The organism is Ruania alkalisoli (genome assembly GCF_014960965.1).
Lineage (GTDB): Bacteria > Actinomycetota > Actinomycetes > Actinomycetales > Beutenbergiaceae > Ruania > Ruania alkalisoli.
The window spans coordinates 4,065,907-4,080,394 of record NZ_CP063169.1 but is presented as its reverse complement, the minus strand read 5'-3'; the positions used below and the strand labels follow the sequence as shown (position 1 = coordinate 4,080,394).

Here is a 14,488-nt window from a genome sequence, read left to right as displayed (position 1 = left end):
CAGCACGGCGCCGCGCCCCCTCAGCGCAGCGCCACCGGAACGAGGAGGAACTGTGATGCCCGAGGCGCCCAGCCAGTCCGAGACCATGCGCGCGGCACTCATCGTCGAGCGCGGCGGACCGGAGGGCCGCGTCGTCGGGGAGCACCCGGTCCCGGAGATCGGACCGAGCGACGTCCTCGTCCGGGTGCGCGCCTGCTCGCTGAACCACCTGGACGTCTTCGTGCGCAAGGGTGTGGCCGGTCGGCACCTGCCGCTGCCGCATATCTCCGGCGGTGACATCGCGGGCGAGATCGCCGCCGTCGGCTCCGAGGTCACCGACATCCAGATCGGCCAGCGCATCCTCATCGACCCGCTCGTCGGCGGCAAGGCCCTCGGGGAGGACATGCAGGGCGGGCTGGCCGAGTACGCTGCCGTTCCCGGCACCAACATCATTCCCCTGCCCGACGGCGTGGACTACGTTCGTGCCGCTTCCCTCCCGATCGCCTACGGCACCGCCCGCCGCCAGCTCATCACCCGCGGCGGGCTGCAGGCCGGGGAAACTGTCGCCGTCCTCGGTGCCGCCGGCGGGCTCGGCACCGGCGCCGTGCTCATCGCCAAGGCCGTCGGGGCCACCGTCATCGCCTGCGCCAGCTCGGCGGAGAAGCGCGAGCGCCTCACCGAGCTCGGCGCCGACATCGTGATCGACTCCAGCGCCGAGGACTGGGGTGCGCAGATCTGGAAGGCCACCGGTAAGCAGGGCGTGGACCTCATGGTCGACAACACCGGCGCCGCCACCTGGCAGTCCTCCATCCGCGCCACCAAGGTCGGCGGGCGCGTGGTCACCTGCGGCGCCACCAGCGGCTACGAGGTCACCCAGTTCCAGCCGTACGTGTGGGTGCGCGAGCTCGACATCCGCGGCAGCAACGGCTGGCGACGGGAGGACCTCGAAGCCCTCCTGGCGATGGTGGCCTCGGGCGACCTGGAGCCGGTGATCGACCGCACGTTCCCCTTGGATCAGATCCGCGAGGCTGAGCAGCTGCTGGAGGACCGGGCCGTGATCGGCAAGGTGGTGATCACCCTGTGACGCAGGGCGAGGCCCCCGGCAGCGCCGCAGGCACTCCACACGATTCAGGTCCGCACGGCGATGAGACCCACCTCGCCGACAATCTCGCCGTCCACCTCCTCGCCGGCGCCGCCGATCACCCCGGCCGGCCCGCGATCCTGCAGGGTGCGCACGTGGTCAGCTACGGTCAGCTCACGACGGCGGTCCGCACCACCGCAGCCAGCCTGCGTGGCCTCGGCGTCGGGCCAGGTGACCGGGTGGCGCTGCTGTTCGGCAATGATCACCGGTTCGTCGAGGCGCTGCTCGCCACGATCTGGATCGGCGCCGTCGCCGTCCCCCTCAACACCCGCGCCGGGCGCGCCTCGCTCGAGCATGTGATGGCCGACGCCGAACCCCGGGTGCTCCTCACTCACGACCCGCTGGCCGAGCGGGCCGCCGAGCTCGCGGCACCAGCCGGGATGCCCACGCTCCAGGCGACCACGGACGGGTGGCGAGATGCTGATGGCACGCATGCTCCGCCGTCGGGGGCTGACGGGCCCGAACCTGTGCGGCCCGGGGACATCTGCCTGCAGCCCTACACCTCCGGATCCACCGGCAACCCGAAGGGGTGCCTGCTCACGCACGCCGGGCAGACGTGGAACGCGAGCACGGTGGCGCGGGTGTGGGAACTCGCCGGCGACGACCGAGGCCTGATCACTGCGCCGCTCTATCACAAGAACGCGATGATCTGCGTGGTCAAGCCGTTGCTGCTGGTGGGCGGCACCATCGTGATCGGGCGCCGGCCCGACCCCGCGGGGATCCCGGCCGAAGTAGCCGAGCACCGATGCACCTACACCACCGGGGTGCCGGCGACGTACGAGATGCTGCTGGCGAGCGGGGAGCACCTCCGGCACGACCTGAGCTCGCTGCGGTTCGTGATCTGCGGGTCGGCGCCGCTCTCGGATGCGCTCGGGCAGCGGTTCGCCGCGGGGCTCGGCGTGCCGGTGATCGAGGCGTACGGGCTCACCGAGGGCGGGCCGCAGGTGCTGATGAACCCGCGCACCGATTCGCCGCGTTACGGGCGGGCCGGGCTGCCGCTGCCGGGCTGTGAGGTGCGGGTGCTCGATCCCGATCTCCCGACGGCGCAGCTCGCCCAGGCCCGTGATCTTCCTGTGGGTGAGGTGGGGGAGTTGTGGGTACGCAACTCCGGCGTGACCGCCGGGTACCACCGGTTGCCGGAGGTGACGGCGGAGCGGATCTCCCCGGATGGCTGGCTGCGCACGGGTGACCTGGCCGCTGCGGATGCTGACGGCTACCTGCGGGTGCTCGGCCGCGCGGACGACATGATGAATGTGGGCGGGGAGAACGTGTACCCGCTGGAGGTGGAGAAGCTGCTGCGCACGATGCCCGGAGTGGGGCAGGCAGCGGTGGTGCCGATCCCGCACGAGCGTAAGGGGCAGGTGCCGGCGGCGTTCGTGGTGGGTGAGGGGCTGACCGAGGATGAGGTGAAGCAGTACGCGCTCGCTCATGGGGCGGCGCATGCGCACCCGCGGCGGGTGTGGTTCCTCGATGAGCTGCCGCTGGGCGGCACCGGGAAGGTGGACTACGCCCGGTTGAGTGCACTGGCGCAGGAGAACGTGCAGGGCGGGGCGCAGGAGAACGTGCCGCAGAACGTGCAGACGGAGGAGAGCACATGACCGAGACATCCCTGGTGGACAGCGAGACCGTCGAGCGACTGCTCACCACCCCCGCCTACCACCGGTGGCTCGGGCTCGAGTTGGTGCGGGCGGCGCCCGGTGAGGTGGAGATCGCGATGGACTGCCGCGACGAGCTGACCGCCGACGTCGACGGCAGCTACGTGCACGGCGGCATTCTCGCCACGCTGCTGGACGTGGCCGGGGACTTCGCGCTGGTCACCGAGCTCGGGGTGGGGCTGCCGACGATTGATCTACGGGTGGACTACCTGCGCCCCGCTCGACCGGGGGATCGGCTGCTGGCCGTGGGCACCGTGGTGCGGCGCGGCCGGTCGCTCGGGGTGGCCGATGCGGTGGTCACCAACGGCGACGGCAAGAAGCTCGCGGTGGCGCGGGGGTTGTACAGCACCGCGGCCGCCTGAAATCGTGTTGGGGCTCATTCAACGAGTACGCCGTGGTGCCGACCGGGCCGCAAGGCGTTCCGGCTACGGCGTTGTGGACTATCCGTGAGGTTCGTCGGCTGGGGAGTCATCGGGGACGAACTCGACCCGAACGCTAGGTTCGGACTGCTGTGGCGTCGGTGGCCCGGGGTGATCGACCAGCTCGCCGGTAGTCAGGTTTCGTGTGGGTGAGACTTGTTCGGGCCACACCTGAAGGAGGTAGCTCTCGACCGCCGTAGCTACCATCTCGTCGTAGGCCTCCTCACGCCCTGCACCGTACACGCGCATACGCATCCAGCCGCCTGGAAGCTTTAGACCGTGCTCGATTGTGAGGGAGGGAGGGTCCTCCATCCCTCGTACTGCGAAGTGTGCTTCGTTGACCAGTACGCTGGTCTCAACGCAGATGTCGAATCTGCCAGATGGCAAGTTTGGGCGTGTGCCGTGTGCCTCGAGGGTGATCGCCACCGGACCACCCCACACGCTGGTGAACAACCCCGGCGATAGGCCAGGGAACGCGGCCAGGAGGTGGCCGAAGAGGCCACCTCCTGGCCCGGAGTTGGGAGGGAGATCGTGCCACCGAACGGCGCCGTCGAGGTCAAGGCGGTGAGAGTGCGCGTTCGCGTGGTACACCACGGTCCTCCTTCCCAGCTGCCGAGGCGGCTAGGCGACAGATACGTAGAAGGGGTCGCCGTCGATGATCCTGTACGGAGAGTACAGAACCGAGTTGAGCTGGCTTCCGGCGGAGGAGTTCTCGGTGGCGTTGATCATGCAGATGCTGAACCCCGTTGGCCCGGTCACTCCAGTCGGGTAGTAGGTCACGCTGCAGCCAGCGAATGTCCGACCGCTGCCGCCACCAGTGAAAGCACCCTCGTAACTGGACGCGAACGGGTACTCGTCACAGCTCATCCCAGACGGCCGCGGAATCACGGCACCCGTCTTGCACGACTCGGTCCGGTTGGCAGCCTGAAGCGCACTGTCAGTGAGGCGATGAAGAGGGACCGTCGCACCGGGAAGTCCTGACGCTTGTGCCGCGCTCAGATGCGCACCAAAGGTCGGGTACACCGCCTGCGAGTAGGTGATGCGGCCGGTCACATGCGGTACCACGCATCCCGGGCCCCGGCCGGGAACGGCATTATCACAGCGGACCGCCAGGCCGTTTGTCGTGTTCAACGTGGCTGGCGTCGTCACGTTCGGAGGTTTGAAGGACAGGGTCCACCCCGCATAGGCAAACGCAGCCCCGCCACTCGTAGTGGCCGTGGTGTAGTATGACTCGCCGTTGGCGCTACCACCCACACCTGGCGTCTGAGGGGGGAACACGGAACTGCTCAACGCGCACACCCCAGAGCACGCTGGGGTGCCGGAGATGACCGTGCCGGCTGCGGCGCCGGTAATGATGGTGGGCGATACCTCGATCTGGTTGCCCCACAGCACCGCACTAGTGGAGACGTAAATCAGGCGGTACATCAGGAAGTTCATCGTTCCGATCACGGTCACAGCCCCCGTGGACGATACCTGCCTGACAACCAGTTCACCCGTGAAGATTCCGCAGCCCTCCGTGCGTGTGACCATCCAGCCATCTGTGACGCCAGCGTCTAGGCACCACTGTGGGATCGGCACGATCGCTTGCGGAGTAACCACTCCCAGCTCATCCTCGGGCGGCTAGACCACCGGCTTCATCCGGCACTGGAGCGAGCTGGACATCGCGCGCGTTCTCGATGCTGACGCAAACCTCGGTCTGTCCATCGTCTTGTTCGGCGCACTCCTCGCCGACCTCGTCCGCCCGGAGACGAACGTCGTCCAGAACGTCGTTCAGTACCGGCTCAACCCAGACCGCAGACTCATCCTCCGGTAACCCGGCCTCGGTCGACGAAACTGCTCCCGCAGATGACGCAGGAAGCATCAGAGCTGAAATGAGGGCGAGTGTCGCGACCATCCGCGATTGTTGACGTGTGTGACTCATGAGTTCCTCCCCCGAATGAACGGTCACCCCCGAGTGGGTGGCCTACATCACACACCCACAAGTTAGCTGAGGATTCGGTTGCGCCTCAAGGCTCTTTGGTGAACAAATGAAGCAGGCGCGTCGACCGTCCTGGCGATGGCTCGTTTCGCGCATCCAGGCTGAGGTCGCCGGTGGCAAGACCGCTGCCGCGCTCAGATCGCCCCGTCCGCCTGGACCCAACAACCACGACCTGCCCGGCGTGGACTAGCGGCCGATCAGGTCGGCGCCGCCGTCCACCGGCAGTACGGTGCCGGTGATCCAGGCGGCGTCCTCGGAGAGCAGGAACGCGACGGCGGCCGCCACGTCCTCTGCCCGGCCCACCCGGCCGAGGGGGTACTCCGAGCCGCGGGTGGCGATGAGGGTGTCGTAGGCGTCGGGATCAAGGCCGCCGCTGACCCAGATGCCGGTGTCCACGAGCGAGGGGCGCACCACGTTCACCCGCACCGGCGCCAGCTCCAGCGCCAGCGCGCGGCTGAAGGACTCCACCCCGCCCTTCGCGGCCGCGTACGCGCTCACCGACGCCTGCGGGTTGGCCGCGATCGAGGAGCTCAGGGTGACGATGGCGCCCCGAGGGGCCCGCAGTGCCGGGGCGAAGGCCCGGCAGGCGTTCATCGTCCCGAGCAGATTGACGGCGATCTGCCGCCCCGCCTGGTCGGCTGAGGTCTCGATGAGGTCGCCTCGGGTGACGGTCCCGGCGCACGTGACCAAGGCATCCACCCGGCCCTGCTCGGACAGCACCTGCGCTGCGACCTGAGCGACGCCGTCAGAATCGGCCACATCCACCTCGTGCTGGACGTCCGGCACCCAGCCCGACTCGGGGTCGGTGGCCTGACGGGACAGGCTCACCACCTGGTGCCCGGCCCGGTGCAGGCGTTCACCCACCGCCCGGCCGATCCCGGCCGAGCCGCCGGTGATGACGACGACGGGTGCTTCCGCGGGGGGTGAGGTCACGGTGTGCCGGTTTCCTGTCGACGGCGGGGATGGTTGCGCCGGTGGGCAGGACACGACGGTACCCCAGGACGAGCAGGACGAAACGAGGCGGCCGGCCGGGCATCCCCTGCCTGCTGAGGATTGCCCGGCCGGCCGGCTCAGGAGGTCACGACGGCTGGTTCGTGTTCCCGCAGGAGACCACGATGCAGGCCATCCGATCGAAGGCGGGGACGTCCACCCGCACACCGTCCGCGGTTGCTACCACGTCGAGATCCTCGCCGCTGACGGCGTCCGTCGCTACAAGCGCGTTCACGTTCGGCATGTCGCGCAGATGGACCGAGACGCCTTCGGCGGGTGGGGCTGCAGGGTTGATCTCGCCTTCCCAACGCTTGGCGTAGGCGGAATCTTGGACCCAGCTGAAGTCGTTGGTGATGGCTACTGTGTAGGTGTGCCCCTGGCGTTGGTAGGCGATGCCGTACCGTCCGGCCGGACCGCCGACGACCTGAACGGTCGCCGAGCTGGTGTGGGGCGCGAGCGCGCTGCGTAGCGATGCGGCGGCGAGTGGGTTGCCGGCCTCGGTGCTCCATTCCCACGACGGGTCCATCGCGATGACCGCGCCCCCACCGGCAGTGAAGTCGTCCACCGCCGCTTGTTCTGCACCCGTGAGCTCGGTGGGGTTCGGCAGGATGAGTACCTGATACCCGTCCAGTTCGTTCTCAGCGAGCTGGTGGTCGTTCACGATCCCGATGGGCAGTCCGTCCTCTGTCACGGTCTGGTACACACCGATCGTCGGCCAGATTACCTCTTCCCACGCAGCGCGGAAGTCTCCCTCCCGTGCGTTGCGGATCCGTTCGCTGTAGTGCACGGCCGCCCAGCGGACCGGTCGCGTTCCGGCGAGGCGTGGAGAGACGGCGTTCCCAAGCTCGAACGCTGCCTCGAGGCCCGCGATCGGGGTCTTGAGGCCGTCAGGCCACGGCGGCGGGTCCTGACCGACCAGCGTCGTTCCTTCGTCGGTGTCCATGCTCGCGACGCCTCCGAAGGTGAGGACTGAGCTGGCGAAGCCCTCCGCGTGGTCCGCATTCGGTAGGCCCGTCACCCAGATGAGCGGCGGGCGACCGTCAGAGGAATCCCGCATCAGTGAGAAGCTCAGGGCTTGGCGCACATGGTTCGCCGGTTGAAGGAGATCGGGATAGTCGAGGAAGACCCGGTAGCTGTAGTTGTGCTTCCACGAGGTGTCGAACTCGTTCTTCGCAGAGTCAGCAATCCTGGCTAGCCGGGTCGTCATGCCGCGGCGAGTCATACCGGCGATTTCCGTGGTGCTGATGATGAAAACGACCTCCGGATAGTCGGCCTTGACGTCGTCCATCCACGACTGGAATGTGTCTTCGATCCGACGTGCCCGGAAGTCGAGGTATGCAAGGTACGACGCATCGTTCCACGTTGCAGGTGGCCACGTGGGCAGGGCTCCGGAGGCGCCCGCCGGAACAGGAGCGGCAGTGCCCGTCTCTGCCTCCCAAGCCTCTTCCAGTGCCGAACCCCAGGAGCCTGAGGGCGGCAGATGGTTCTCATCGAAGAAGAAGCCATCCACCCCCATGGCGGCCAGTTCGCGGAGCCGGGTGACCACGACGTCGCCGTATGGGCCGGTGATGTCGAGGTGGGTACCTCTCCCGTGTTCAATCGGATCGCCGTCGGGCGTACGGCAGATATAGGAGGGTTCATTGTCTCGATACCAGGCTTCCGACATGTGCCAGTAGTAGGCGATAACGCGCATGCCTAGGCTGTGTGCGTAGTCGATGTACTCCTGCGGGATGTTGCGTCCCGCCTCGACCTCGACGCCCCTGATGATCCGGTCGTGGTCCGAGAGCGGGTTGCCGTCGGGTCCGAGCGGGAGTGCCGTGGGCCACCAGGGCTGCTCGTCGCCGAACTTGGCGTGTCGGGTGAAGGCACCGGCCCCGAGCTGCTGGAATCGCTCGGCGGCATCGGAGAACTGGGGCGTGTCGTGGTATCGGTCGATCATCAGGCGCGTGTGTCCCTGGACACGGTTCGCGTCGTACCAGTGTGGGACCTCGCGCCCGCCTCCGTTGCTCGACAAGGCGTGCGGTGGCGTGCCTGTGCTCGGTGCTGCGAGCGCAGGTGTCGGCACGAGGAACCAACCGGCCGTGGCGGCGCCAAGGCCGAGAACGGTACGCCTAGCGGGTCCGGTGGGTGAGTCCGTCGCACGGTTGATCGGTGTGTTCGTGGTCATGCTCGCTGAACCTCCTTGTTGCGGGGAGCATCTGCCTCTGGACCCACGGGAGCGTGAGTGGGCCGCGCTGGCTCCTGCTCGACGGAACGATGCCCGACGATCATTGATGGTATTTATCTTCGACGAAGATGTCTGACACTGTCGGCGCTGACTGTGTCACTCTGCCATGGTGGAGCGCATCTGGCAAGAATGAATGGCATCTAAGATCCACTATCGAGTGTATAGTTGGCAATCGATCAGCTGGTTGATCGCTTCCCAGAGGCCCTCAGGGATTGGGGCCTGCGCCGCTGTGACGTTCCGTGCGACCTGCTCCGCGCTGTCGCAACCCACCGTGATGGTCTCGACCGGCCCGAACCTGAGCGGGAACTGGAGCGCGACGGTCGCAAGATCCGTGCCATAGGAATGGCAAAGGTGCTGGATACGCCGCGCTCGGTGGAGCACGGCATCGGGTGCGGGCGCGTAGTCGTAGGTCACGGGCTCACCTGAGCCGAGCGTGGCGAGGACTCCTGAGTTGAACACGCCTGCCGCTGCGACGCCGACGCCGCGTTCGGAGCACGCCGGCACCAGGTCGTCGGCGGCCGAGCTGTCCAGCAGGGTCAAGCGACCGGCGATCATGACGACATCGACGTCCGTCTCGCGGACGAACCGGGTGAGCAGTGCCGACTGGTTCATGCCTGCCCCGATGGCGCGCACCACTCCTTGAGCGCGGAGCTCTTCCAGCGCCGGGTAGGCGTCATCGAGGGCTTCCGCGGCGTGGTCATCCGGGTCGTGGAGGTACACGACGTCCACGCGATCCGTCCCGAGTCGCTCGAGGCTCTCCTCGAGCGAGCGCCGCACACCGTCCCGGCTGAAATCCCAGACGCGTTCGTGTGTGGCGGGTACATGGTGGAGGCGATCACGGTTGGGCGTGCCGTCAACCGAACGCGATTCCAGCAGCCGTCCGACCTTCGTCGATACGATGAAGGTGTCACGCGGTCGCCCGCGCAGAGCCTGCCCGAGCCGTCGCTCCGACAGGCCGAGCCCGTAGTGGGGTGCCGTGTCGAAGTATCGGAGACCGTGCTCCCACGCCGATTCGACGATCGATACGGCATCCTCATTGCTCAGCGGTCGATGGAGATTGCCCAGCTGGGCGCAACCGAGTGAGAGCGGAAACTGACCGGGCGCAGTCACCGAGTCGCTGAACAGGGACGTCCGCTCCACGGGCGTCACGCTGGTTGTGGCTGATCCAGCCGGCTCATGCTCTCCTCCATGAGCCATCGATGCTGCTCAGGAGGCTCGACTCGTTCAGCCCAGGCACGGAGCACCTCGAGATCGCGTGCCTTCTCCGTACAGGCACCCTGGACGATCTCGGGGTCCCAGTCGCGGAGCAGGTCGGTACGCAACTCGTCGACGACCGCAGCGTAGTCGGGGTGCTGGCCGAGATCGACCTGCTCGTGAGGGTCCGCCTCCAGGTCGAACAGCTGCTCCGGCTGATCCGTGTAGTAACAGAGCTTCCAGCGGTCGCGCCGGAGCATCCGGTGGGTGCGGCCGCTCGCGGTCACGTACTCGGAGAACGCGCGGTCCTCCCACTCGCCGGAACTGGCCGTACCCTCGGTCAGGATCGGGAGCATGGAACGTGCGGAACTGTTCGGCAGGGCGGGTGCACCCGCGGCGTCCACGAGAGTGGCCGTCAGGTCCGTTCCGGACGCCACTCGCTCGCAGGTCGTGCCGGCTGGAAGGTGCCCCGGCCAGGACACGATGCCAGGAATCCGGACGGACTCTTCGAAGAACGTCTGCTTCCACCAGAGTCCGTGCTCGCCTAGGTGGTCTCCGTGGTCCGAGAGATAGATGACGAGGGTGTTGCTAGCCAAGTCATTCCGGTCAAGCGCGTCGAGGATCCGCCCGATCATGGCGTCCATGCGATACACCAACGCGTAGTACGCGGTTCTGGCGCGGTTGGACTCGTTGTCGGTGACGTCGTCGATCCCCGTCTCCGCTCGCCATGCGGTGTGATACGGATGCGTTGAGGTGGACGGGTTCCGAGGCGGGGGAACCGCACCGTCGAATAGGTCGTAGTCCTCCCGATTGGCCACATAGGGCTGGTGCGGAAGCATGAGTCCGATGGAGAGGGCGAACGGGGTGCTGTCGCCGTCGGCCCGTGCCCTCCCGATCTCGTCCAGCCTCGTCACCGCGTGCTCAGTGACGTCCTCGTCGTGGAACTCGTATGGGTTGGATCCTGCCCCGGTCTTGCTGAGGCTCACGCGAAGCGGGTCATTCGTTCCGTGCAGACTTCCTCGCACAGGTTCGGGTCCACCAGGATGATTGGGTGAGTGGTCACCGACTGCGCGTGCGGCGTAGCCGAGCAATTGATCGCGGCCGCGGGAGTGGAGGCGACCGATGAGCTCGGGGCGGTATCCGGCAGCTCCCAGGGCATGCGGCCAGGTGGCGTGGGCGCCGCTGAGGATGTTCTCGTTCGTCCAGACCTGGTTCTCGTGGGGCTCGCGTCCGGTGAGCAGTGCCATACGGGAGGGGGTGCAGATCGGAGACGGGCAGTACAGGTTCGTCAGGCGCACGCCGCGGTCCGCTAACCGATCCAGGTGGGGTGTGCGGGCGACAGGGTCTCCACTGCATCCCATGACCGACGCTGCATGCTGATCGGACAGGATATAGAGGAGGTTCGGACGCTTCGACGACACGGTGCTCACTCTCCGTTGGGTTCACGCGGCTCGTGCAGGAGCCTCTTCTGTACTTGCTGCCGGTACTGATCCAGTGCCATGTCGACGTGGTGGCCCATCGCTGCGCCGGCCTCCTCGGCGTCACCATCCGATATGGCTGCGGCGATGCGTGCATGCTCGCCCGCGCCACGACGGATCACGTCGCCGGCCTCACCTTCGAAGCCGACCGTCATGACTCGCCGCTTCAGCGCCGAGAGGTTCTCGATGAGTGAGCAGAAGAACATGTTGTGCGAGCCCTGCGCGATCGCCAGATGGAGCTGCTCGTCGGCTGCGATGTAGGCGTCGAACGCTCCCTCGGCGGCCGCGTCGACCGTGGCCTGGGCAGCATCCCGGATCTGCTTGAGCTCTAAAGGGTTGGAGCGTTTCGCCGCTTGCGCAGCTGCCTCGACCTCGAGTGTCCGCCGCGCCTCGTAGAGCATCTCGACGTGGTCGAGGTTCTGCAGCAGCAGCGGTTCCCATGTGCCCGGAGTGAGGGTGGTGGTGGGGTTGGCGACGAAAATGCCGGCCCCCTTGCGCGTGACTACCTGACCGCGGGCCGAGAGCAGCTTGATCGCCTCGCGTGCCACGGTGTGGCTCACCTCGAGGCGGGAGGCGAGGTCCTTCTCGGTGGGGAGTCGGTCGCCCGGGGCGTGTCCCTCACGGTCGATCAGGGCGAGGATCCGCTCGGCCGCGATCTCGTAGCCCGGCCGGTAGGTCTGTGCGCGGCTTCCCTTGTTCGACGCGCCAGCCTTCTTGGTGTTCTTCTCCACGTCGCCTCCTAGCAAGTAGATGGTAACTATACATGGCTCGTTGGCTGATCGCTAGCCCGATCGGTCGGCGTGATGCGAACCAGTATCTGTCGGTCGTGGGGAACCCTTGGGTGAGCAATTGACTGCTCAACGGCACCGCTGGAGAGTCGGTCCGGTCGATCGGCAGCCTGCGTTGCTGACCGCCTGGTGAAGCGACTATTGAGCAATGAAGTGCATACATGCTGGTTGACCGGTCCGACAGATCTCAATATGGTTGGTATTCATTCGCGGCCCGCAATGGTGCTTCAAGTCATTGCGCGCGACGGTCGCTGAAGTCGATGAGGACGCTGCACAGCACGCACCGAAGGAGCGAGAGATGGCTGCAGGGAGAACGCGGACCGGACGGTTCGATCACACAACGGAACGTCGCCGGGGAAGGCCCTGGGCCGTGCTCGGTATCGGCGCAGCACTGGCTCTGGCCGCATGTGTCCCAGGCCAGGGCGAAGGTACGGAGGATCCCGCCACCGAGACGGCATCGCAAGCGGAAGGGCCCGCCGAACTGGTCATCTGGACCGACCCGAACCGGCAGGTCGGTTTCGAGATGTACCAGGAGGAGAACCCGGAGGTGGATCTCCAGATCGAGACGCTGCCCGATGACATCGAGTCGCGGCTCCAGTTGGCCAACCAAGCCGGTGAAGGCTGGCCGGACATGATCGTGGTGAAGACCCAGCAGATGGCGGCCTTCGCGGACGCGCCATACGAGTACTCCGCGGACATCTCGCACTACGTGCCGGAGGATATGCTCGGCGAGTTCTCGCCGGCGATCCTGGATCTCTGCACGGACGGCGATGCGCTGTACTGCATCAACAACGACCTCTCGCCCCTGGTGCTCTGGTATGACAAGGACCTGATGGAAGAGTTCGGGTACGAACTGCCGACCACCTGGGAAGAGTTCGAGGCGCTCGGCCTGCAGCTCGCAGAGGAACACCCTGGCTACATCATGGGCCACATCGCCACCATGCAGTACCTGCCGGTGTCGCGGTGCCCGATGGCGCAGGTCGTCGGGGACAGGACATTGCAGGTGGATCTGGAAGACCCCAACTGCACCCGCGTGTTCGAGATGATCGACAACATGCTCAGCGCCGGTGCACTCTCGCCGCTGTCGGCCAATGACCCGGAGTTTATCGCCGACTACGCATCGAACCGCCATCTGCTGATGTCGGTTCAGCCGCTGCACCGCGGTCAGTACGGATTCATCAACGCCTACGAATGGCCCGAGGGGTCCGTGGGTATCGCTCCTCCGTTGCGCTGGGAGAACGAGGACGAGGTGCACAACTACTACGGCGGCGGTGTTGCCTATGCCGTCTCGCGGCACAGCGAGCACCTGGAGGCAGCCGCCGAACTCGCGGCCTGGATGGCTACCGGCCCCTATCAGACGGCCCCTGAGACGCCGACCTTCCCCGCCTACCGGCCCGCGCAGGACAACTGGATCGAGAACCACACCGACATGTTCTACGTCGAAGACGGGGAACTGGGCGACGTTGTCGAGGCGTCGGAGTCGCAACTGTCCCCCTACTGGGACGAGCTGAACGTTGGATCCATCCGCTCCAGTTACGCCCAAGCGGTCGAACCGGGTCTGCGACAGGGTGAGTCCATCTTCGACCTGGTCCCCGCGTGGCAAGAGCTCATCGTGAACGAGGCGCAGGCGGCCGGCTGGACCGTCGAGGAAGGATGATCGCCGCGATGATCAACCGCTACCCAGGCGTGAGCGCATGAGTGCTCCCACTGCGATACGCCCCCCGCGGAGCCGGTCGGTGCCCACCGACCGGCCTTCGGGCCGGTCCGTGACGCGTGGACAGGCAACCGCCGGGTATGTGCTGTCCAGCCTGTACGTGCTGCTCTTCGTCGCCTTCGCGTTCCTGCCGGCAGTGTATGCGGTCTACCTCGCCTTCGTCCGGCCCGAAGGCGGGTTCGCCGGCTTCGGCAATTTCATCACCGTGGCCACCGATTTCCGGTATGTGGCGACGTTCAAGAACCTCGGCGTGTACGCCCTGGTGTTCCTGGTACCGACGTTGGTGATCTCGATCGGGCTGGCCCTGCTCCTGCACGGCCGCAGACCCGGTGTGGCTTCGACCTTCCGGGTGATCTACTACCTGCCTCACTCGGTGATCGGTGTCGCCGCCGTGCTGCTCTGGCTGTTCCTGTTGACCCCGCGTGTCTCGCCGATCGGCGGGTTGCTCGAGTCGCTGGGGATGGAGCAGTTCTACGATGTCGTCCGGCCGGGCAATCCGGCGAGTCTCGCGGTGCTGTTCGCGATCATTGCCGTGTGGACTTCGGGGCAGGGCATCTTGCTGATGTTCGCTGCGCTCTCATCTGTCCCCCAGGAGGTTGAGGAAGCGGCATCCATTGACGGTGCTAACGCCTGGCAGATGGTGTGGCACATCAAGTTGCCCCTGCTGCGCAAGTGGGTCGCGTACCTGCTGATCACGAGCGTGGCCGCGTCCACGCAGTTGTTCGCCGAGCCGCAGCTGATGTCAGCGGTGACGAACGGTGCGGTGGGGACCAACTTCTCGCCGCTGCAACTGGCCTACACGTTCGCCTACCAGTACGGCAACTTCCCAGCGTCAGCGGCGTTGTCGATCCAGCTGCTCCTGCTCGGCCTGGGCGGGGCCGTGCTCGTGGTGAAGAAGACCGGGATGTTCCGGGTGGAGGTCTAG

Annotated in this window: 12 protein-coding genes; 5 read left to right on the top strand and 7 right to left on the bottom strand. The window is 66.7% G+C overall.

Translation table 11 applies throughout. The annotated features are described in order from the left end of the window. Positions 1 to 55: 55 nt before the first annotated feature. The 3 genes from IM660_RS18175 to IM660_RS18165 are packed head-to-tail and all read left to right on the top strand — an operon-like array spanning position 56 to position 3,137. Positions 56 to 1,063, top strand: a complete 1,008-nt coding sequence (locus IM660_RS18175; protein WP_210769020.1) for a zinc-binding dehydrogenase — start codon at positions 56 to 58, stop codon at positions 1,061 to 1,063. After that, on the top strand, positions 1,060 to 2,718 hold the full coding sequence (locus IM660_RS18170; RefSeq protein WP_193497169.1) for a class I adenylate-forming enzyme family protein: 1,659 nt from the start codon (positions 1,060 to 1,062) through the stop codon (positions 2,716 to 2,718). Before IM660_RS18175 ends, IM660_RS18170 begins: the two co-directional genes overlap by 4 nt. Further along, complete coding sequence (locus IM660_RS18165; RefSeq protein ID WP_193497168.1) at positions 2,715 to 3,137, top strand: PaaI family thioesterase; 423 nt, start codon at positions 2,715 to 2,717, stop codon at positions 3,135 to 3,137. The genes IM660_RS18170 and IM660_RS18165 overlap by 4 nt, the downstream gene beginning before the upstream one ends. Positions 3,138 to 3,815: 678 nt before the next feature. Here IM660_RS18165 and IM660_RS18160 read toward each other — a convergent pair. The 7 genes from IM660_RS18160 to IM660_RS18130 all read right to left on the bottom strand — a co-directional run bounded on the left by IM660_RS18160 (position 3,816) and on the right by IM660_RS18130 (position 11,792). After that, the gene (locus IM660_RS18160; protein WP_193497167.1) at positions 3,816 to 4,649 is read right to left on the bottom strand and encodes a NucA/NucB deoxyribonuclease domain-containing protein; all 834 of its coding nucleotides are present in this window, start codon (positions 4,647 to 4,649) and stop codon (positions 3,816 to 3,818) included. Positions 4,650 to 4,800: 151 nt separating this feature from the next. Then, positions 4,801 to 5,088 carry a hypothetical protein gene (locus IM660_RS18155; protein ID WP_193497166.1) on the bottom strand — a complete coding sequence of 96 codons (288 nt, stop codon included), beginning with the start codon at positions 5,086 to 5,088 and terminating at the stop codon, positions 4,801 to 4,803. A gap of 270 nt (positions 5,089 to 5,358) precedes the next feature. Further along, complete coding sequence (locus IM660_RS18150; RefSeq protein WP_193497165.1) at positions 5,359 to 6,105, bottom strand: SDR family NAD(P)-dependent oxidoreductase; 747 nt, start codon at positions 6,103 to 6,105, stop codon at positions 5,359 to 5,361. Positions 6,106 to 6,250: 145 nt separating this feature from the next. Further along, positions 6,251 to 8,329, bottom strand: a complete 2,079-nt coding sequence (locus tag IM660_RS18145) for a type 1 glutamine amidotransferase family protein (RefSeq protein WP_193497164.1) — start codon at positions 8,327 to 8,329, stop codon at positions 6,251 to 6,253. Between the two features lie 210 nt (positions 8,330 to 8,539). After that, on the bottom strand, positions 8,540 to 9,529 hold the full coding sequence (locus tag IM660_RS18140; protein ID WP_246465024.1) for an aldo/keto reductase: 990 nt from the start codon (positions 9,527 to 9,529) through the stop codon (positions 8,540 to 8,542). A gap of 5 nt (positions 9,530 to 9,534) precedes the next feature. Continuing rightward, positions 9,535 to 11,004, bottom strand: a complete 1,470-nt coding sequence (locus IM660_RS18135; RefSeq protein ID WP_193497162.1) for a sulfatase family protein — start codon at positions 11,002 to 11,004, stop codon at positions 9,535 to 9,537. Between the two features lie 5 nt (positions 11,005 to 11,009). Then, positions 11,010 to 11,792 (bottom strand): FadR/GntR family transcriptional regulator, encoded by a 783-nt coding sequence (locus IM660_RS18130; protein ID WP_193497161.1) that lies wholly within the window; start codon positions 11,790 to 11,792, stop codon positions 11,010 to 11,012. Between the two features lie 355 nt (positions 11,793 to 12,147). Here IM660_RS18130 and IM660_RS18125 point away from each other — a divergent pair, with 355 nt between their 5' ends. Together IM660_RS18125 and IM660_RS18120 are read left to right on the top strand one after the other, a co-directional pair. Then, complete coding sequence (locus tag IM660_RS18125) at positions 12,148 to 13,506, top strand: ABC transporter substrate-binding protein (RefSeq protein ID WP_193497160.1); 1,359 nt, start codon at positions 12,148 to 12,150, stop codon at positions 13,504 to 13,506. A 79-nt stretch (positions 13,507 to 13,585) separates the two neighbouring features. Next, positions 13,586 to 14,488: a carbohydrate ABC transporter permease gene (locus IM660_RS18120; protein ID WP_193497159.1), complete on the top strand. Its 903-nt coding sequence runs from the start codon at positions 13,586 to 13,588 to the stop codon at positions 14,486 to 14,488.

Coding starts and splice junctions, on each gene's coding strand:
- IM660_RS18155 (WP_193497166.1), bottom strand. CDS start 5,088: ATGGTCGCGACACTCGCCCTCATTTCAGCTCTGATGCTTCCTGCGTCA.
- IM660_RS18125 (WP_193497160.1), top strand. CDS start 12,148: ATGGCTGCAGGGAGAACGCGGACCGGACGGTTCGATCACACAACGGAA.
- IM660_RS18145 (WP_193497164.1), bottom strand. CDS start 8,329: ATGACCACGAACACACCGATCAACCGTGCGACGGACTCACCCACCGGA.
- IM660_RS18175 (WP_210769020.1), top strand. CDS start 56: ATGCCCGAGGCGCCCAGCCAGTCCGAGACCATGCGCGCGGCACTCATC.
- IM660_RS18165 (WP_193497168.1), top strand. CDS start 2,715: ATGACCGAGACATCCCTGGTGGACAGCGAGACCGTCGAGCGACTGCTC.